This window comes from Paenibacillus sp. FSL R7-0302 (assembly GCF_038006885.1).
Classification (GTDB): domain Bacteria; phylum Bacillota; class Bacilli; order Paenibacillales; family Paenibacillaceae; genus Paenibacillus_AQ.
The window spans coordinates 1,688,605-1,709,995 of record NZ_JBBOWB010000001.1 but is presented as its reverse complement, the minus strand read 5'-3'; the positions used below and the strand labels follow the sequence as shown (position 1 = coordinate 1,709,995).

The 21,391-nt window shown below is 49.8% G+C and carries 15 protein-coding genes; all 15 read right to left on the bottom strand.

Going from position 1 to position 21,391, the window contains the following annotated elements; translation table 11 throughout:
• Positions 1-72 precede the first annotated feature (72 nt).
• Positions 73-864, bottom strand: coding sequence for a response regulator transcription factor (locus tag MKY96_RS07120; protein ID WP_340939458.1), 792 nt, complete (start codon positions 862-864; stop codon positions 73-75).
• Positions 842-2,695, bottom strand: coding sequence for a cache domain-containing sensor histidine kinase (locus MKY96_RS07115; RefSeq protein WP_340939456.1), 1,854 nt, complete (start codon positions 2,693-2,695; stop codon positions 842-844). The genes MKY96_RS07120 and MKY96_RS07115 overlap by 23 nt, the downstream gene beginning before the upstream one ends.
• Before the next feature lie 27 nt (positions 2,696-2,722).
• Positions 2,723-3,553, bottom strand: a complete 831-nt coding sequence (locus MKY96_RS07110) for a carbohydrate ABC transporter permease (RefSeq protein WP_340939455.1) — start codon at positions 3,551-3,553, stop codon at positions 2,723-2,725.
• Positions 3,553-4,437, bottom strand: a complete 885-nt coding sequence (locus MKY96_RS07105; RefSeq protein ID WP_076079921.1) for a carbohydrate ABC transporter permease — start codon at positions 4,435-4,437, stop codon at positions 3,553-3,555. The genes MKY96_RS07110 and MKY96_RS07105 overlap by 1 nt, the downstream gene beginning before the upstream one ends.
• Positions 4,438-4,516: 79 nt before the next feature.
• The gene (locus tag MKY96_RS07100; RefSeq protein WP_340939454.1) at positions 4,517-5,920 is read right to left on the bottom strand and encodes an ABC transporter substrate-binding protein; all 1,404 of its coding nucleotides are present in this window, start codon (positions 5,918-5,920) and stop codon (positions 4,517-4,519) included.
• A gap of 198 nt (positions 5,921-6,118) precedes the next feature.
• A complete protein-coding gene (gene pflA, locus MKY96_RS07095) occupies positions 6,119-6,856 on the bottom strand; it encodes a pyruvate formate-lyase-activating protein (protein WP_340939452.1) in 738 nt (245 codons plus the stop codon).
• A gap of 123 nt (positions 6,857-6,979) precedes the next feature.
• Positions 6,980-9,241: a formate C-acetyltransferase gene (gene pflB, locus MKY96_RS07090; protein ID WP_340939450.1), complete on the bottom strand. Its 2,262-nt coding sequence runs from the start codon at positions 9,239-9,241 to the stop codon at positions 6,980-6,982.
• Positions 9,242-9,502: 261 nt separating this feature from the next.
• On the bottom strand, positions 9,503-12,124 hold the full coding sequence (gene adhE, locus MKY96_RS07085) for a bifunctional acetaldehyde-CoA/alcohol dehydrogenase (RefSeq protein WP_340939449.1): 2,622 nt from the start codon (positions 12,122-12,124) through the stop codon (positions 9,503-9,505).
• Positions 12,125-12,940: 816 nt separating this feature from the next.
• Positions 12,941-14,410: an ABC transporter substrate-binding protein gene (locus MKY96_RS07080; RefSeq protein ID WP_340939447.1), complete on the bottom strand. Its 1,470-nt coding sequence runs from the start codon at positions 14,408-14,410 to the stop codon at positions 12,941-12,943.
• Positions 14,411-14,542: 132 nt separating this feature from the next.
• Complete coding sequence (locus tag MKY96_RS07075) at positions 14,543-15,415, bottom strand: carbohydrate ABC transporter permease (protein WP_340939445.1); 873 nt, start codon at positions 15,413-15,415, stop codon at positions 14,543-14,545.
• 1 nt (position 15,416) lies between these two features.
• Complete coding sequence (locus MKY96_RS07070; RefSeq protein ID WP_340944487.1) at positions 15,417-16,244, bottom strand: carbohydrate ABC transporter permease; 828 nt, start codon at positions 16,242-16,244, stop codon at positions 15,417-15,419.
• A gap of 214 nt (positions 16,245-16,458) precedes the next feature.
• Positions 16,459-17,787: a response regulator gene (locus MKY96_RS07065; RefSeq protein ID WP_340939442.1), complete on the bottom strand. Its 1,329-nt coding sequence runs from the start codon at positions 17,785-17,787 to the stop codon at positions 16,459-16,461.
• A 13-nt stretch (positions 17,788-17,800) separates the two neighbouring features.
• Positions 17,801-19,594 (bottom strand): cache domain-containing sensor histidine kinase, encoded by a 1,794-nt coding sequence (locus tag MKY96_RS07060; RefSeq protein ID WP_340939439.1) that lies wholly within the window; start codon positions 19,592-19,594, stop codon positions 17,801-17,803.
• Positions 19,595-19,876: 282 nt separating this feature from the next.
• Positions 19,877-20,839, bottom strand: a complete 963-nt coding sequence (locus tag MKY96_RS07055; RefSeq protein WP_340939437.1) for an alpha/beta hydrolase — start codon at positions 20,837-20,839, stop codon at positions 19,877-19,879.
• Positions 20,840-20,857: 18 nt separating this feature from the next.
• On the bottom strand, positions 20,858-21,367 hold the full coding sequence (locus tag MKY96_RS07050) for a GNAT family N-acetyltransferase (protein ID WP_340939436.1): 510 nt from the start codon (positions 21,365-21,367) through the stop codon (positions 20,858-20,860).
• Positions 21,368-21,391: the final 24 nt, after the last annotated feature.

Below are 21,391 nucleotides of genomic sequence, written 5' to 3'. Positions count from 1 at the left end.
AAAAACAGAGGGCTGTCCCGCAAAGCCATTTCACGGCTTTGCGGGACAGCCCTAATTACTGGAAAGGCAGACTTACTGTGCTTCAGCCGTCCCGAACCTGCTGCGGTATTCCTTGGGTGTCATTCCCGTCTGCTTCTGGAACACCTTGGTGAAATAACGGCGTTCCTGATAGCCGACGCCCAAGCTGATGGCCGTGATGCTCTTATCGCTGCTGGCGAGCATGAATTTGGCAGCATCAATCCGCTGCTGCGTGACATATTCCACGAAGGTCACCCCGAAGCGGTTCTTGAACAGCAGGCAGAAATAACTGCTGCTGATGCCAATCGTATTCGCCACCTCATCAATGCCCAGATCCGCATGGAGGCGCTCCGTAATGAACTGAGCGGCCTGATTCATCAGCTGCTCCGGTGTTTTTTTGACAGGATCGTCAGCCATAGGCACTTCCTGAAACAACGGGATGCTGTTGTACAACTTATCCTTATACTGCCTGCTGCGTATCCGGGACCCGATCTCCCGCACCTTGTCGCCAAGCTCCCCATAATGAATCGGCTTGCAGATATATTCCTTCACACCCAGCCGGATCGCTTCACGCGCATAATCGAATTCCTGGTAGCCGCTGAGCAGCAGCACTTCGCTCTCCAGCCCCATCTCGCGCAGCTTGCCGATGAACGTCAGTCCGTCCATTACCGGCATACGGATGTCACATAGCACCAGATCGGGCGGCTGCTCCTCAGCAAGGCGCAGTGCCTCCATCCCGCTGCGGGCCATCCCCGCAACCTCCATCCCCATGTCCTGCCAGGGCAGCACAGTATTGAGATTGCTCAGAATAGGCGCTTCATCGTCAACCAATAATACTTTTAGCATAATGGCCTTCCCCCTGCCCGTATTTCGGAATGACGCACTGGATGATCGTTCCTTCCCCAGGACTTGCACATATGAAAATCCCATATCTGTCACCGTATTCGATCCGTATCCGGTCTGCGACACTGCGTACACCCAGCCCCCGCCGCTCCAGATGAATGCCCTGCCCGGGCTTGCCTGCCGGCTGCTGCTCTGCCGGATCATTCACCATGTATTGAAACATCGATAGCTGAGACGGGGTCATCCCGATTCCGTTATCCGTTATCCGCAGTATCAGATTGCCTTGGTTCTCCCACACCTTGACACTCACCAGACCCTTATACCCGATCCCCTCAAAACCATGCTGAATGCTGTTCTCCACCAGCGGCTGGAGCGTAAGCTTCAGAATTCCGCAGCCCAGCAGCTCTGGCGGAATCTCAAGCTCATAATCGAACAGGTCCTCGAACCGGAACTTCTGGATATCCAGATAATTGCGCAGATGCTTAACCTCTTCCTCCAGCGTAATCTCATCCCTGTCCTGAATGCTGATCCGCAGAATACTCGCCAGCCGGTAGACCATCTCACTGACCTTGCGTCCTTCATTCTGCACCGCCAGCACATTGATCGATTCCAGCGTATTGAACAGAAAATGCGGCTTGATCTGGGCTTGCAGCACACGCATTTCCGCCTGATTCTTGCGCTGCTGCTCCACATGAACCCGGCTGAACAGCGTGTTGATTTTGTCCATAAGATCATTGAAGCCTCTAGCCAGCAGCGTCATCTCATCGTTGCCCTTCTCCTCGACGCGGGTAGTGAGGTCTCCGTCCTCCACCCGGCGCATGAAGCGCACAATCACAGCAATCCCGCCTGTAATCCGGTTCATGAAGAACAGATTGAAGATGACAGCACCTAGAAGGCATAGGAACATCACTACGACGAACCAGCGGGCGAACACCGTCACCTCATGAGACAAAGTATCCCAGGAAGTGATGGAGACCAGACTCCAGGGATACTCCTTGAGATGGTAGACCGACAGAATGCTTTTCTCGCCGCCGAACTGTGTCTTGAAGCTCTGAAAGCCGGGCTTAAACATAATCTCCTTCGTGGTGAAGCCGCGGAAATCCTGCCCGTCCAGCTGCCTGTCCGGGTCGAGCAGAATTATCCCGTCATCGTTAACCAGCATGAAAGACACCTTCTGGTCGGTGCCGCCAATCTTAAGATTGCGGAAAATCGACTCGAACTCCCAGTTCTTGATCTGCACCACCAGAATGCCGATATTCTGAAAGAAGCTAAGCTCCTTAACCAGCCGGATTTGCGTAAATACAGCCTCCGTCCCGGTCAGCTCAGGGTACTCATGCGGGGCCAGCCATTTCGGAACCCCGTTCAGCTTCATGACCTCCTGGTACAGCTCGCTGCCTTTGAACTTATCATAGGGCAGGGTGCGGAAGTTCTCCTTGTTGAAGACCGAGACGATCTCCGAGCTGCCTTTCCCGTTGAAATTATACAGGAAGGCATAGCTGATCGACGGATGATTATAGAGCAGACTGCGGAAATTACGCTGGCTGGCATTCAGGCTGAGCTGCTCGGCATCGGTTAAATCCTGCTTGGAGGGATCATCCGCGCTGAGCGCCATATGAAAGACCGAGGTGGCAATTCCGTTGTCAGTCACATTGTCCATATCCTTGAACACATTAGAAATGCTGTAGCTGATCGCTTTGAGCGAATATTCGGATTGCTGGCTGTACTTCTTCTCAATGGAATTATAAGTCACGAAGAACATAATCATGCCAAGAATGAACAGCGGAATGATAATCAGGCCTAAGAATGCCGTAAACAATTTGTAGCGCAGATTCATCGGCTGTTGCTCCTGACATGATTGATATTATCCTTTTACACTGCCTGCGGTGACGCCTTCAATAATCTTCTCTTGCAGAACCGCATAAATCACGATGACCGGAACCACACTGTAGACAATTCCCGCAGACATCTGTGCGTAATTCATCTGATACTGATCGCGGAACTGGACCATCCCCACCGGGAGCGTACGCAGCTCGTCATTGGAGAGAAAATAGTTGGCCAGCAGGAACTCATTCCAATTTCCCAGGAAATTAACAATGAATACAGTAACCATCGCCGGAACTGTCAAAGGTACAATAATTCTAGCAAATATACCCGGGGCGTTCAAGCCATCCATGACCGCCGCTTCTTCGATTTCACTGGGCAGCGAACGCATGAAGGCCGCCAGAATAATGATCGTGAACGGGATCGCATTGGCAATGTAAGGAATAATCAGCGCCCAGTGGGTATTGAGGATTTGCAGCTTGCGGACAATCGTATAGATGGGCAGCATCAGCGCATTGTTCGGAATCAGCATCCCGATCAGAACCAGCGAGAAGAGAATGGTGTTCCACTTCCCCTGGCGCATCCGCGTGACTGCGAAGGCGAACATAGACGCGAGCAGAATAGACACTACAGAGGCCAGAACCGAAATATATAAGCTGTTGAAAAAATAAGTGCTGATCTTGGCATTCACCCAGGCTTCCACGTAGTTGGACCATTCGAAGCTCTTTGGAATGCCGAAGGGGTTGAGGGCAATCGCATTATTATCCTTCTTCACCGAAGAGAAAAGGACGAAGAGAAACGGAAACAGCACAATCACCAGATACCCCAGCAGAGCGATGTGCGGCAGACTTTTCTTCAGCGGGCGCGGCATCAGTATTCAATCCTTTCCGTACGGCGGGCAAACACCAGCTGGTAGAGGGCGGTTACCACGAGCGTGAACAAGAAGATCAGAACGGCGATCGTATTGCCGTACCCGTATTTGAAGTTGGTAATCGCATACTTAATCATATAGGTGGCCATCACCTCGGTTGAACCCGCCGGTCCCCCCTTAGTCATTACAATGACGATATCGGCAGCCTTCATCGCTCCGGCAATGGAGAGCATAATCACCACCGAGATGATCGGTACGATCAGCGGCAGTGTAATGCGTGTAGCCCGCTGGAACCCCGTAGCGCCGTCGATAGCCGCTGCTTCATCTAATTCACCGGGAATGGAGAGAATGGCCGCCAGCACCATGACAATATAGAATCCGGTCCACTGCCAGGCATTCGTGATCAGAATCGACAGCATGGCGAACCGTTCGTCCGACAGCCAGTAGACCGGCTCAATGCCGACCAGACCCAGTACTTTATTGAACAATCCAATGTTCGGCTCGTAGATGAAGCCCCAGAGAATCCCGATAACCGCTGTAGACATAATGGATGGCATGAATACCGCCGTCTTGTACAGTCCCTTCAGCTTCTTCACATTCGCAATCAGTAAGGAGAAGAACACAATCAGCGGCACCTGTATGCCTACGGAGAACAGAATGAACCAGCCGTTATTTTTCACGGAAATCCAGAAGCGTTCATCTCCCAGAGCTTTCTTGAAGTTATCCACTCCGGCGTATTTGACCGTCTCGGATACACCGTTCCAGCTGGTGAAGCTATAGTAGATCGAACTGAAGATCGGATAGATGAAGAACATAATGAACAGCACCAGTGCCGGAATAACGAACAGAATGAACACCAGAGGATTTCTCAGTGCCTTATTCATAGCTACCTCCATATTGCTTTTCTTTTGAAAAATGCACCCTGGAGCAAGCACCAGGGCACATGTAGTTTACCGCTTCTTCTTATTCCACTGCCGCGTTGGCCTCTTCCTGAATCTTCTGGAGTGCTTCGCCCATCTTCTCAGGAGTCGTCTGCCCGCCGATCAGGCTCTGAATCTGGATATTACTGATTTCAGTGGTGACATCCGCCTGAACCAGCGAGTCAAAGGCCGGGAAGGACGACTTGGAGCTGTTCAATACGGCAACAATCTCACTCATTAGATCATCCGTAATGTTCTTGTTCAGCACAGCCTGATCAATCTTCATGGCAGGCAGGACTCCGTCCTCTACCAGACCGCGCAGCTGCATCTCTTCATTGAACATATTCTTAATGAAGGATTTCACTGCTGCAAGCTGCCGCTCATCTTCACCCGCCGAAGCCGAGAAGCCATAACCATTGTTCACATCGCGCATCAGCGCCGTCTGATCCCCCACTCCGCCTTCAACCGCCGGAATATTGAAGAAGCCTACCTTGCCGATTAGACCTTCGCCGGATTGGCCGGCTTTGAACACGGAAGACTTCCAGGTCCCGTCATACATCAGGATGGCTTCACCGCTGGTGAACTGGGTAGTATATTCAGCATATTCGAAGCCCAGCTCTCCCTTCTTGAAGTAGCCTTTATCCACCCATTCCTTATATTTCGCCAAGCCCTTGATAACATTCGGATCATTCCACTTCGCTTCACCGGTAGCGAACTTCGCGGTCACATCCGGTCCGGCATAACGGGACCAGAGATGGTTAGCCAGCATCAGCGGTACCCACCCTGCTTTGGAGGCACCGGCCATCGGCACTTTACCATCCGCTTTAATATCGGCCAGCTGCTTCTCCAGTTCGGCGAAGGTCGTTGGAGCCTTCCAGCCCTTACCGGTATAGTATTCTTTATTATAGAAGAAGCCTTCTCCAGATCCGCCGATCGGCAGGCCGTAGATTTTGCCTTCATAGGTGAACGGGTCCAGATTGGAGAACTTGTCTTTGATCCCTAATTCATCAAGGATCGGGGTCAGGTCCAGCAGCTTGCCTTCTTTGGCATAGATCTTGGAGTCCGGGCTGCCGAACAGGTCGAAGATCTCCGGAGGGTTACCGGCCGCCATTTCACCGCGCAGCTTCTCCTTACGGTTCACATCCGAATCTACTCCATCAAGCTTGAAGGTCAGTCCAGGCACATCCGCCTGCACCTTGCCCACCACATCCTCCAGAATAGCCAGTCGTTTCTGTTTGTCCGCTCCAACCTGGGTATGACGGATCGTCATTTCAAAAGGCTCAGCATTAGCCGGTTCTTCCGTTGCGGCAGCATTGGTAGCAGCAGCCTCTTCCGTCGCAGCAGGCTCTGTCGTCGGAGACGCATTATTCTTGTTACCTCCACAGCCAGCCAGCAGCGCCGAGCTGACGAACATCAGGGACAACAGCAGTGTTAGACTTTTTCTCATTACGGGTGACCCTCCCTATTTAATGATTTCCCTTACAACTCTTATTATAGAAAACCAGATTTGTTACCGTAAGGTTAAGATTCATCTTCAATAGGGATAAAATCCTCTACTGGAAGCGGATTCAGTCAGATTTCCTGACATACAAAAAAGCGAAACTCCTCAAAATAGAAGCTCCGCTTTCGAAATTATTATATGCAATTAGACCAATGCAGACTCTTTACGGCCCTCTTCGATCAGCCGGTACGCACGCTGCACTTCTTCATCCGAAGGGGACTCCACCCCTTCAAGCTCATAGGGACGGCCGAGTTCTTTCCATTTGTAGATCCCCATTACGTGATAAGGCAAGATTTCGAACTTCTCCACACCATTTAAGGTGCCAATGAACCGTCCGAGATTCTGTAAATCCTCTTCCTTGTTGTGAATGCCGGGAACATAGACATGGCGAATCCACATTTTACGGTTATTATCAGATAACCAGCGGGCCAGCTTCAAGGTACGGTCATTGGATTTGCCGGTCAGCTTGATATGCGCTTCATCATCAATATGCTTCAGATCCAAGAGCACCAAGTCAGTAACATCCAGCAGATCGCTGATTTTCGATCCATCATTATAGCCGTTGGTATCAAGCGTGGTATGCAGATTCCAGCGTTTCTTCACCTCGGTGAACAGCTGCTTCACGAAATGCGCCTGGAGGGTTGGTTCACCGCCGGATACGGTCAGACCGCCACCGGACGTTTTATAATAATTCAGGTAAGGCTCAATTTCCGCCAGCACTTGCTCGACGGTCATTTCCTTGCCTTCATTCAATTCCCATGTATCCGGGTTGTGGCAATACTGACACTTGAGCAGGCAGCCCTGCATAAAAAGCACGAAGCGGATACCCGGGCCATCCACCGTTCCAAACGTCTCCAAAGAGTGGATATGTCCTTTAAGCATGAGATGTCATCCTTTCGAAAAAAAACTTAAAATTTTAACCACTTTCAGACAAGAGTGTACCGCCCTCTTGCAAGGGCGGCAGCTCTTTGATTGATTTCAGTTCTTGTAGAACAAGAATGCTTCTTACATGGAATCGTGGAATGTACGGTTGATAACATCCATCTGTTGTTCACGGGTCAGCTTGATGAAGTTAACAGCATAGCCGGATACACGAATGGTCAACTGTGGATAGTTCTCAGGGTGATCCATAGCGTCGAGCAGCTGTTCACGGTTAAATACGTTAACGTTCAAGTGCTGAGCGTTATTGTGGAAATATCCGTCCATCATGAAGACCAGGTTGGACTTACGGGAATCTTCGTCTTTACCCAGCGCCTTAGGAACGATGGAGAAGGTATTCGAGATACCATCCTGTGCATCGGAGTAAGGAAGTTTGGCAACAGAGTTCAGGGATGCCAGGGCGCCCTTCTTGTCGCGTCCGTGCATTGGGTTAGCACCTGGAGCGAATGGTTCGCCTTTTTTACGTCCGTCAGGAGTAGTACCAGTCTTTTTACCATATACAACGTTTGAAGTGATAGTCAGTACCGATTGAGTCGGCACAGCATCACGATACGTTTTGTTTTTGCGGATCATCGACATGAAGGTTTCAACCAGTTCAACAGCAATGCCGTCAACAGCGTCGTCGTTGTTACCGTAGCAAGGGAATTCACCCTCAGTTTCAAAGTCGATAGCAATGCCTTCTTCGTTGCGGATTGGCTTAACCTTAGCGTATTTGATTGCGCTCAGGGAGTCAGCAGCAACGGACAGTCCGGCAATACCGCAAGCCATTGTACGCAGAATGTCGCGGTCATGTAGCGCCATTTCGATACGTTCGTAGGAATATTTGTCATGCATATAGTGAATGATGTTCAGCGTATTGACATAAGTCTTAGCCAGCCATTCCATCATTGGTTTGAAGCGTTTCATTACTTCATCGTAATCCAGGTATTCAGAAGTGATCGCAGGATATTCAGGACCTACCTGAGCACCGGATTTCTCATCTTTACCGCCATTGATCGCATACAGCAGAGCCTTAGCCAGGTTGGCACGGGCACCGAAGAACTGCATTTGCTTACCGATACGCATTGGGGATACGCAGCAGGCAATTGCATAATCTTCACCCCAGTATGGACGCATTACATCATCGTTCTCATATTGGATAGCGCTGGTCTCAATAGATACCTTGGCACAATATTTCTTGAAGCCTTCAGGCAGCTTCTCGGACCACAGTACAGTCAGGTTCGGTTCTGGAGCCGGTCCCAGATTGTACAGGGTATGCAGGAAGCGGAAGCTGTTCTTGGTTACGCGGGTTGTGCCGTCTTCAGCCATACCACCGATGGATTCTGTTACCCAAGTAGGGTCACCGGAGAACAGGTCGTTATAGTCAGGCGTACGCAGGAACTTCACGATACGCAGCTTCATTACGAAATGGTCAACGATTTCTTGAGCTTGCTCTTCAGTCAGAGTACCTTCTTCAACGTCACGTTGAACATAGATATCAAGGAAGGAAGATACGCGTCCCAGAGACATTGCCGCACCATTCTGTTCTTTAACAGCTGCCAGATATCCGAAGTATACCCATTGTGTAGCTTCTTTGAAGTTCATTGCCGGCTTGGAAATATCCATGCCATGAGCTGCGGCCATTTGTTTCAGTTCGCCCAGAGCACGCATTTGCTCGGACAGCTCTTCACGCAGACGGATAACATCTTCTGTCATGGAGTCTACTTCAAGCTCAGCCAGTTGCTGCTTCTTGTCTTTAATCAGGAAATCAATACCATACAGAGCAATACGGCGATAGTCGCCGATGATACGTCCGCGGCCATAAGCATCAGGAAGGCCTGTGATTACGCCGGATTTACGCACAGCTCTCATATCTGGTGTATATGCATCAAATACGCCCTGGTTATGCGTTTTGCGGATGTTCGTGAACATGTCAACGATATTCTGCGGAAGCTCGAAGCCGTAAGCCTTAGTAGCATCGATCATCATCTTGATACCGCCGAACGGTTGGATGGAACGTCTGAAAGGCGCATCAGTCTGAACGCCGACAATCTGTTCCTTGTCCTTGTCAATGTAACCAGGAGCATGGGAAGTGATAGTGGAGACAGTATCGAGGGAAACGTCCCATACGCCGCCTCTTTCTCTTTCTTCCTTACTCAGCTGGGAGATAATCTTCCACAGTTCAGTTGTGTTGCTGGTAGGACCTACAAGGAAATCTTCAGTTCCTTCATAAGGCTTGATGTTCTTGGCAATAAAGTTATTAACGTCAACTTTCTTGGACCATGTACCCTTTGTGAAATTTCTCCAGCCAGACTTAACCTCTTGTACTTCTTTTTCAATCACCGACATGCTAAATCCCTCCATTTATATTTAGTATATTTGTAGAGATCGCGGGCTTGAAGGTTAATCCCGTGTCTCGTGATCCCGTAGCTGACAGTTGTTATAAAATTCACAATCACATCTTTATATCAGGGATCGTTGTCTATATAAACATTTTAGTTTATTTTCTGAAAAAGGACTGTGACAAATATCACTCTTTCGGTGATATTTGTCACTTCCATCCAGTCCCATATTAACCTTTAACCTTATTCTTTGCCAGGCAACCGTTAATTAGTTATCGAATTTGCCGTAGAATGCGTTGCGGTATACATCAGCAAGCTCGGATACCAGCGGCATTTTAGGGTTGGCAGTTGTACATTGGTCTTCAAATGCACGGTCAGCCAGATAGTCTACACGGGATTCGAAGTCCTTAGGATCGAAACCAAGCGCCGAGAAGGATTCTTCGATGCCGAGTTTTTTGTTCATGTCGCGGATCGCATTGATCAGGCTCGTTACGCCTTCTTCGGTAGTGCGTGCTGGCAATCCCAGAATACGGGCGATTTCAGCATACCGTTCGTCTGCTACAAAGTGCGAATATTTAGGGAACGAAGCGAACTTCGTAGGCTTCTTGGCATTGTAGCGAATAACATGCGGCATCAGGATCGCATTAGTGCGGCCATGTGCGGTGTGATACTGTCCGCCCCATTTGTGCGCCAAGCTATGGTTAATTCCCAGGAATGCATTAGCAAAGGCCATACCGGCAAGTGTCGAAGCGTTGTGCATTTTCTCACGGGCCAGCTTGTCGCCTTGCAGTGCGGATTTCTCCAGCCACTGGAATACCAGCTGAATGGCTTTGATTGCCAGACCATCGGTATAGTCACTGGCCATTACGGATACATAAGCTTCGATTGCATGTGTCAATACGTCCATCCCTGTATCGGCAACTGCAGTTCTTGGCAAGCTGTATACAAACTCAGGATCGATAATAGCTACGTCTGGAGTCAGCTCATAGTCGGCCAGCGGATATTTAGTATTATTACCCGTAGTCTTATCTGTGATAACTGCGAACGAGGTTACTTCGGAACCTGTACCGGAAGTTGTAGGAATCGCAACGAATTTCGCTTTGTTGCCGAGCTTAGGGAATTTGTATACCCGCTTGCGGATATCCATGAACTTCTGCTTCAGACCGTTGAAGTCAGCATCCGGATGTTCGTAGAACAGCCACATGCCCTTGGCAGCATCCATTGGGGAACCGCCGCCGAGTGCGATAATGCAGTCCGGCTGGAATCTGTTCATCATTGCCGCGCCTTTTTCTACAGTAGTTGTCGATGGATCCGGTTCAACTTCCGAGAACACTTCAATGGCTACAGGAGTCTGACGTTGACGCAGATAGTGCTCCACTCTTTCAACATATCCCAGTTTCACCATCATAGGGTCAGTGATAATGGCTACACGTGTAATGTCAGGCATTTTGGCCAGATACTGAGTGGCTCCCTTTTCGAAGTAAATCTTGTCAGGTACTTTAAACCATTGCATATTCACGGTACGGCGGTTCACCCTTTTCACGTTGATCAGATTGATGGCAGTCACGTTCTGCGATACCGAGTTGCGTCCGTAAGATCCGCAGCCCAGTGTCAATGAAGGGATATTAGTGTTGTAAATATCGCCGATTGCGCCGTGTGTGGATGGCGAGTTGACGAGAATACGTCCGGTCTGCAGACGGTTGGAGAACTTCATGATTACTTCTTCGTTGTTGGAATGGATAGCCGAGCTGTGGCCCATGCCGCCAAATTCAACGATTTGAGCTGCGCGTTCGATACCCTGGTCAGCATTCTTCACTTTGTAGCAAGCCAGAACCGGGCTCAGCTTCTCAGCGGACAATGGATATTTAGTACCTACACCTTCAAGCTCAGCTACCAGGATCTTCGTTCCGGCAGGAACCTGAATGCCGCACATTTCAGCGATCTTCACAGCGGATTGGCCAACGATAGCCGGGTTAACTGCACATTTCTCTACGTTCATTGCGCCGCTGGTCAGCTTAGCTGCTTCTTCTTTGTTCACAAAGTAACAGCCGTTCGCAATCATTTTCTTTTTCACTTGATCGAAGATGGCTTCTTCAATGATAACTGCCTGCTCGGAAGCACAGATCATACCATTATCAAAAGTCTTCGACAGGATAAGGTCAGTTACAGCCTGATCAATATCAGCACTCTTCTCAATGAAGGCAGGCACGTTACCAGGACCTACGCCGAGTGCTGGTTTGCCGCAGCTGTAAGCTGCCTTGACCATTGCCGATCCGCCGGTTGCCAGAATCAGTGCAACGTCCGGATTGTTCATCAGTGCGTTTGTTTTGTCCATCGTAGGAAGCTCAATCCATTGGATGAAGTTCTCAGGTGCGCCTGCTGCTACGCCTGCATCATGCAGAATTTTGGCTGCTGCCGCACTGCACTCTTGCGCTGACGGGTGGAAACCGAATATAATAGGGTTACGTGTCTTAGCGGAAATCAAAGCCTTAAACATCGTGGTGGATGTTGGATTGGTTACCGGTGTGATACCCATAATGATTCCGACTGGTTCAGCAATCTTCTGGAAGCTGTCATAAGCGTTATCCTCAATAACGCCTACAGTCTTGTCGTACTTAATACCGTGCCAGATATATTCAGTGGAGAAGATGTTCTTTGTAATTTTGTCTTCGTATACTCCGCGTCCTGTTTCTTCAACAGCCAGTTTTGCCAGGTACATATGCTTGTCGAGTCCGGCCAGCGCCATTGCATGAACGATTGTGTTTGTCTGCTCTTGATCCAGGCCCATGAACGCTTCGTGGGCTTTCTTTGCTTTATCCACCAAAACCTGAATGTACTCTTCAGCGGTGGTTTGTTTCACTTGGGCGGCGACTTCGTTTTTAACTGCCATCTCCCTCGTCCTCCTGTCAATTTTTAGGTTGTTTCTTTCTATACATTTATCTTAGCACATCCTTTTCACCTTGTATAGTGAAATCTTTCACAAAGTTTAAAGTTTTTTTTGAGTTGTTTTCAAAGCGCTTTCATTCGATCATATACTAGCGTTTCTTCCATATTATATGTAATATTTAATTGATATTTGTCTATTCTGCGAACGCAATACGGCAGGTTACAGTGTTGATGGCCCACTTTGCCTTGCGATGCCGGGCGGGACTCAGGAATTCTGCTCATGAATGCCAAGCCGTCACCTCGGTTCATCCATGGCTCTTCTATAGACTCACTCTGACGGTGAATATAAATATAAATCTCTGCTTACAAGTGGAAACGGCTTTGTCGCCCTTTTAAAGGACGGTACCGTTTCAGCGAGAATGATCAGGATGCTGTATAGCGCGAAGCACATAAATTCTTATCTTTGAACAAAATTACCCTGCGGGTGAACAATGCTAATGCCTCTCTCACCGGCCGCTTTTAAGGAGCAGTAATGTTGCAGTTTTTGCAGGATTTCTCTATACCTTTTACGGGTTGCAAGTACAATGTTGCATTATTTGCACAAATTTCGGTGTTTAGAGCACGTTAGCGCTGAATTTGTTGCAGTTCGTGCAGGATTTCAGCATTGACCGCTTCTTTGGGGCAGTAATGTTGCCCTTTTGGCAGGATTCCTCTTAAAATGTTACTGGCATAATTTCCTGAAAGGAAAAAAAGGAGACAGCTTCTCCGCTGTCCCCCCTTATTCATCTCTTCCCCCAAGTCTAGAAAGAGACATCCCAGGCTACTCTACCTTAATCGTATCGAAGAATTTCTTCTGTACGGTTGCGGCTGCTGCATCGAGTTGGGCCTTGGAGTCCGTGCCTTCCTTGGCAAACAGCTCCTGGATGACATTGGACATGGTTGCATAGTAGTCCTGGGTATTGTACTGCGCCTCAGGTTTGCCGTCGAGCAGAGCCATAATATCTGTATTGTATTGATATACGATATCAGAGTATTTGTCATACACTGCTTTGGTTTTCTTGCCGAACTCGGAATCAGCGGCATAGTAATCAAGAAGCGGCGGAATGAAGTATTTGCCGTCCGCCTTGCGCTGCTGCAAAATGGCATCGAGCGCTTCCAGGCCTTTATCCGAGAAATAGTCGAAGGTAATATAACGGAAGGCCATCTCCTGCTCATCCTTGCTGGCATTCGGGTTAATGACCAGATAGTCGCCGCCGAGCACGCCGGTATGCTTGCCGCCCTTCTCAGCCGCAGGCATTGGATAGGTCAGCACATCCTCAGGCTTGAACCCGCCCTGGTTAAGCGCCTGTTCTATGACTCCGTCTGATCCGGCCATTACCATCGCGGTACGGCCCTGCTGGAAGGCACCTACCGCATCGCCCCAGCCGAGCGCCCAATCCTGGGGAACGGCCCCAGCTTCCCATCTCAGCTTCTTATAGAAGTCCAGTGCTTTGATCCCGGCTTCGGAATTGAAGGTTGCCACCACCTTGCCGCCTTCAATCTTCTGAATCTCTCCGCCTGCTTCAAACAGGAAGTTGGTCCAGTTCCAGCCTGCTTCGTTGCCCTTGCCCATTGGCGCAATCCCGGAGATGCCTTTCTTGGGATCGGCGACTCCTTTGGCTGTGTTCAGCATGTCGTCCCAGGTCCAATCCATTGGAGGTACGGCTACACCTTTGTCATCCAGCATCTTCTTGTTGATCATTGTTGTAGTGACGTAACCCTTCTGGGTAACCCCATACACCTTGCCGTCGATGATGAACTGGCTCTGCAGCACAGGGTTGATCTGATCCTTGAACTCATAGTTGTTCCACAGATCGGTGATGTCGGCTACCCAGCCCTTCTCAATCAGGAATTTGGCTTCGGTGGCATACGTGTTGAAGAAGGTCGGCGCTTCATTCGCTGCCATCTTCACCCCGATCTCGCTTACATTATACTGCCAGTCGTCCTTGACGATCTCCACGTTCGGATAGACTTCCTGGAACCGCTTGATTTTGTCATCCTCCTGCGCTCTCACCTCGGTCAGGTCCGGCGTTGGATAGTGGATTTTGATTGTTACCTTTCTCTGGGTGATATCGTCAGCCGGTGCTGCAGACGGAGTGGCTGACTCTTCGGCCGCCTGGGTTGCTGCTGGTGCAGGTGTCGCTTCTCCCCCGTCAGCCGCCGGCTTGTTGCCGTTATTATTGCCGCCGCAAGCAGACAATAACGTCCCCGTGACCAGGAGGCAGGCGAATACGCTGGAAACTTTACGCATGGTAACTCCCCTTTTCCATATCATAATGAGCTTACAAGTTCATCTTAAAAGAGAAACCGTTTACAAACGAGGTGTATTTATATCCCCTTCATGTGCAGGTTTACGATCTCAACCGGACCTCTTCCTTCCTGCTTAGCCTTTGACCGCAGACAATGAAACTCCGCGCATAATGAACTTCTGGAAGACCAGGAACACGAGGATCGGCGGCAGAGAGACGATGAACAGAATTGCGAATTTGATGTTCGTGTTCAGTGCTTTTACATTAATAACGTACTTATAGATGGCGGTAGCGAGCGTATACTTCTCCTCACTGTGCATGACCAGCGACGGCCAGAACCAGTCATTCCAGGCTGTGGAGAAGATGAAGATCGCCAGTGTTGCAAAAATCGGAACCGACAGCGGCACCGCGATGGTGAAGAAGCTTCTCGGCTCCGAAGCCCCGTCCATCCGTGCGGCTTCCAGAATCTCGGGATGAATCCCGTCGAAAAAATTCTTAAGCAGCAGGAAGAAGAACGTGTTCGCGCCTGCCGGCAGCCAGAAGGCCGCATATTGATTGAGCAGGCCCAGCTCCTTCAGATTGACAAAGTTCGGAATCATATAGCTCGTGGCCGGAATGAACAGCGTCATCAGGAAGAAGAAATAGAAGGCCTTGCGGTAAGGCACATTCATCCGTGAGATACTGAAGGACGCGAGTCCCAGTACAATTAAGGTTGCAACCATATTCCCTGCAAAAATATAAAGGGTGTTCCGCAGAAACATGGCCAGATCGATATAATCCAGCGCATCCTTCAGATTGCCGAAATGCCATTCCTGCGGAAAAAAATGCGGCGGAAAGGAATTGACCTCGATATTCGACTTTAGCCCGTTGAACATCGTCATGAGGATGGGGTACAGCATGCTGAATATCATCAGGACAATGAACAGCACCATAATTCCGTAGACCACCCTGTTGCTGGTCTTTTTCAGGTCATGCTCCGAGAGAATACCTCTGTCTGCGCTCTTCATCCTAGTTGTCCTCCTTGTTAAGCTTGAACTGAAGAATGCCCAAACCGCCCAGAACAACAAACATCAGCATCCCCAGCGCAGTCGCCGTACCATAATCCAGTCTAGTAAAAGCATACTTCACAATAAGCAGCGCATACGTCAGGGTAGCATTGTTCGGCCCCCCGTCCAGCAAGGCCATCTGTGACTGGTAGCCCTGAGAGGTGGCGATGACCTGAAGAATCAGCATCAGCAGAATCAGATTGCGCAGCGAAGGCAGTGTGATGTGGCAGATACGCGCCCAGACTCCGGCTCCGTCAATCTCGGCGGCTTCATACCAGTCCCTGGGAATACTAAGCACCGCAGCAAGATAGATCAGCATCCCCGAGCCGAACTGCTGCCAGGTCTCCATGAAGACCAGCGAGATCATCGACCACCGGGTATCGGTCAGGAAGGCGATCTGCTCCACTCCGGTGCTGCCGATTACCGCATTTATCGGTCCAACGGGATCATACAGCCAACGCCACAGCCCGTATAGGACTACAGCAGGCATGACGTATGGCAAATACGCAGCAACGCGCACGAATCCGCCGAATTTCCGCAACTCGGAGATGGCAATGGCAAAGGCAATCGGAACCCAGAAGCCGATCACCAGGCAGAGCAGCATATAGTACAAGGTGTTTTTGACAGCAATCAGCACATCGGGGTCAGTAAGTGCCCTGGCATAATTGTCCAGGCCGACGAAGGTATTCCCTTTGACGAAATCAACGGTGTAGAAGCTGTACAGGAACCCTTTGAAGATAGGCACCCACATAAACATAATGAAGATAATCAATGCGGGGACAAGAAACATCACGCCCCAATAATTCTTTTTCCAGCGGTTCTGCTTGTACGGCTTGCTCTCCAGCTCCGCTGGAAGGTGATCATGTAACGCAGCAGACTGATTCATTCCGGCTCCCTCATTCCTGTCGTCTTTCAGCACTTTTCGGGAAAGCGCCTCCTGTCTTCATTGTAGGAAATGAGGGAGAGACTTAACATGTCTATATCTATGGCAATCGTAAGCGTTCTTACTTCTTCAGTTCGCTGGGGCTGAGCCCGTAGTATTTTTTGAAAATTTTGCTGAAATGCTCCGGCGACTCGTATCCTACCCGCTCCGCAATCTCATACCGCCGCAGATCGGTGTTCAGAATCATCTCCCGGCTGTCCTCCATCCGCAGCTTAATGACATATTCCCACAGGTTATAGCCTGTATTCTTCTTGAACAGATAGCTCAGATAATTAGGGCTGACATGATTCTTCTTGGCTACTTCATGGATCGTCAGACCCTTCTGGGCGTAATTCCCGTCAATGTATTCCTTTGCCTTCTGCACGATCAGATTGCTGTGCGTGTGCAGTTCCTCGGGTGACGGATCAGCAGCATAGTTGTTCCAGTTGAAATCCCCATAATAGAACACATAATGATCGGCATGCTCGTTGTTCCAGAGGATCGCCTTCGAGGCTTGCCGGTTCAGCACATCCATGAAGCTCAGCCCCTTCAGAATCTGGCTGATGCCGATGACAGCCCGGAGCTGCAAATAGCGGTTAATATTGTAGTGGAGGCTGCGACCCAGCACCTCCAGCCGGTTCAGCTGGCCGGTGGATGGCTCCTCGTAGCTCTGCTCATCCCACTGAATCAACACGGTAATCTCACCGTCCGGCGAATAGAACGCGGTAGAATTCCACTCCTGGTCCAGCAGCTCCTTGGCAATATTCAAGGCGGCGTAACGCAGCAGGCTATGATCGCGGGTAGTGTACCTCTGCTCAGGCCGGTCTTGCGGCAGGGGAAGCTTGATTTTGATCACCGCAAAATACGGCCCCTGCAGCCTCAGCTCATCCAGCTTGCGCCGCTTCTCCTCTGCCCCCAGTACCGCCGCAGTCTCCGTAAGCAGACTGTTCAGCAGCTCACTGTACTCGGGAAGCGGCTCCTCCAGGCGGAAGCGGTCTCCATTCCCATCCATGTAAGTGGCCAGCTCCGGCGACGGTCTATTCATCTTCAGGACGACACTGCGCACCGAATCCAGGAACTGCTCACTGTTCAGCGGCTTGATCAGATAGTCTCTCGCCCCCAGCCGGACGGCCATCTGGGCATACTGAAAGGTCTCATGCGCAGAGATGACGATCGTCTGCATCCAGGGCCTGGTCATTTTGGCATGCTGCATCAGTTCGATCCCGCTCATCGCCCCCATCTGGATATCGGTCACAAGCAGATCGATCTCCTCCATACGGATACAATCCAGTGCCTCATACCCGCTGCCGGCCGTATAGATATGGTCAATATCCAGCCCGGAAGCAGCCAGCAGACTGGTCAGTCCTTTGCAAATGAGCGGCTCATCATCAACAACCAGTATATTGAACACCGTATTCTCTCCTCTACTCTATAGTCTCTGACTTCGGAAGGATCACACTTACTATCGTGCCTCCGCGCTCGCGCGCTCTATAGCTGATCCCGTAATCCCCGCCGAAGTGCAGCTGCACACGCTGATGGATATTGCGGATACCGTAGCCGTTAACCGGGTTCGGGCTGTCATCATTGAGTATCTGTTCGATAGCCTTATAATCGACCTGCTTATAGCCGTTATCCTCAATGGTAATCCGAATCCGGCCATCCTCCAGCACAGAGGTAATAATGATTTCGCCGTCCTCCTCCATATGCTTAACCCCGTGGATAATGGCATTCTCGATCAGGGGCTGTAGAGTGATCTTGGGAATCAGATTCCTGGTCGTCCCGGGAGCGATATTCCAGATAACGGCGAACACATAATCATGCCGGTGCTGCTGGAGCTTGATGTAGGCACCGGCATGTTCCAGCTCCTCTTCGAGCGTGATCAGCTCCCGGCCCCGGCTTAAGCTGATCTTCATCAGCTTGGATAATTCCTTGATCATTTCCGCGGATTCCACGTTGCCTTCGAGCGAGCTTTTCCAATAAATACTCTCCAGAGTGTTGTACAGCAGATGCGGGTTGATCTGCTGATAGAGCAGCTGCAGCTGCGATTCCTTCTGCTTCAGCTCCATCTGGTATTTGTACATGATCAGGCTGTTGAGCCTGCGGGCCATATCATATGTGGCGTTAATCAGCACACTGACCTCATCGTTGCTTCCTCTGCGGGGAGTCTCGGGCACACGGTTGCCCGGCTCATACTTGCGCACAAAAAAAGCCAGCTTCTGCAAAGGGGTCATCAGCGAACGCCAGAAGTAGGTAATGATGATCAGTCCGAAGAGCGCGTAAGCCACCGTTATGTATTGAATGACGCGTTTCATTTCGTTCTGCTGCTGGAGCAGGGATTTGACGGGTACCTTGTAGACCAGCTTTTGCTCAAAGGCATGATTGTTGTTCACCACATAGATGAAGTCATCAGTGATAATATCCTCGGTTCCCTCAGGATCTCCCCCCTCCGAGCCGTCCGGCAGGACGATCACTTCTCCGGTTGAATTCGTGGTAGAGGCCAGTACACGGTTGCTCATATCCGTCAGATAGATTTCTCCGTCCGGCAGAGAGATGGATCTCAGCGATTCACCGATCTTCGATTCCATCTTGGTCACCACCAGCACGCCGAGCGTCCCTTCTCCACGGTAGATATTATTGACAGCCCTGACATAAGTAAGTGTCTTCAGATCTTCGGCTTGCGGACTCAGCTTCTCTACGAACATCAGGTAGCCGCGCCCCCGCTGCTGCACCACTTGATCGAACCAGAACGGCCTCTCCTCCTTGGAGAAAAAATAAACCCCCGCCTTCTTCACCTGCGGAAAATTGGGAGCGAAAAAGTAGTAGTTATCGGGATCATATACATACAGCGAGTAGTAAATCCCGTCACCCCGCTCCGCTCCCTGCGAATAGCTGCCGAGCAGCTTCTCTATCGTCTCATAGCGCTTCACGCGCTCCATCACCGTGTCGTCCCCGCGCATATTGAGCTGCTGGAGGACCGGATTCTGGATGACGGTGGTCGTGATTTTGTTCACCGTATCGATGTCCCTGTTAATAATGGCGAAATTCTGCTTGTTCAGCTCCACGTAGGCATTGGTCACATGACGCTTCAGAATCTCCTCTGCCTTGTAGTTGCCGTAGCTGTTCAGAATCAGAATAGGCGTAATCATGATCAGGAACAGCAGAATCAACTGCTGCTTCACACTGAGCCGGACAATGGGTTTTACAAGCGTGGACAACATCTGGATTCACCTCCAGTTCCAATAATACAAGTGGAAACGGCGTTGCCGTCCTTTTAAAGGACGGTACCGTTTCAGCGAGAAATAAAAGGATAAGTTATCATGTGAAACAAATGAGTTCTTATATTTTAACAAACCTACAAGCGCTTACACAGGTTTATTTCAAAGTTGTTTATGTCTATTTGTATGGAGTTTTTCAGCCAAGTGAAAACCAGCCCACACACGAACACCCCGTGTTGGACTGGTTTTATAGTGTTTCATCCTGAGCACATTGAGCCGGACGGCTTATGCTAGCTGTAATTCTTCCTTTACTGTTCTCAAAAAAGCAAGCACAGCAGCAATCATCTGCTCCAGCCCCGGTTGTTCAATCGGAAAATGACCTGCACCCTCTAGAATCACAGATTCTTTCCTGCCTTTAAGATGGTCATAAAATGGTCTGCTGAAACGGTAAGGCGTCATAGGATCTAATTGAGGATGAACGAGTAATACCGGACAAAGGTCAAACTGCTGAGGTTTCAGGACCGGTTTCATATTTAGAAAGGTTCTTAATAAGCGTAAAGGGATTTTTGTTCCTGCCGCATGAGGATCATTCATAATGAGTCTGGTCAGTTCAGCGTTGTTCGTGATCCATTTCATCCGGGATACTTTATTCACAGAGATATGCAAGGAATCTAACACCAAAGGGAATTTGCTCATTAAAAATCCCCCTAACCGGCTAATGAGTTTGTTGGGAGCTAGCTGATCACGAACCTTCACCTCACTCGTATCCACAAATGTCGTTGCAATCAACCCTTTGACCTGCTTACTTTGTACTGCGGTGTGATAAGCCAACATGCCGCCAATACTGGAGCCCAGCAGAATAACAGGCTTGCCGTCCCGTTTCAGCTCCTGTTCGATTAGTTCATTCAGGATGTCAATCCAGAGTTGATAATCCAATGATCCCCCTGAATCGGTATAGCTTAGACCATAGGGAGGCAGATCCGGAGAGACGACTTCATAACCATAGGTTTGCAGCATGCGCGCATAAGGCGCGAGCAATCTTCCATTGCCTCCAGCGCCATGAATGAAAATAATTTTTAATGGTGCATCTGGAGCAGGCATACGGTCCAGATGAATATGGGCATTATTCCAGATCATCCATTCCTCTGTCGGCAGATATCCTGCATGGACCTGCATTTCTTCAGGGAAAAATCTTTGGTATTGTTTCCAATAAGTCACCGATTGGTTATAGGATGAATCCTTGTTCATGAATAAGCTGTTCCTCTCTCAGGGGACCGGGATTTCTTTTTCCATAATGTAATCATCCATGACGAATCCGTTCCCGATATCTGCCACTTGTTCCCTAAGGGTCCGAAAGCCCTTTCTTGTATAGACCGCAATACTTGATTCATTATCACGATTGACCGTTAGCCAAATATGAGTCAGGTTCCGCTCCTGACACAGCTTCTCCAGGAAGACCAACGCCTGGCTGGCATAGCTGCGCCCCCTGTACTCCTTGCCTATATAGAACTTGCTCAGGAAGAGCTTCCCTTCCACTTGTCTGGCCGACATATACCCCACCGTGGAGCCATCCCCGCTATGGATTAAGTAATATTCGTAACCCTGCTCATGGATCTGCTGCGTAATCGCTGGAACCGACTGGTACTTGCCAAGCATATACTCGATCTGCTCGGAAGTAATAAGGGTGATATAATATTCGCGCCATATCTCTGCTGCCAACCGGGCAACCTCAGCAGTTTCTTCCGCTGTATTCACTTGTGAAAATCTAAGCTCCATAATATGTACCTGCCTTCCCTGAGT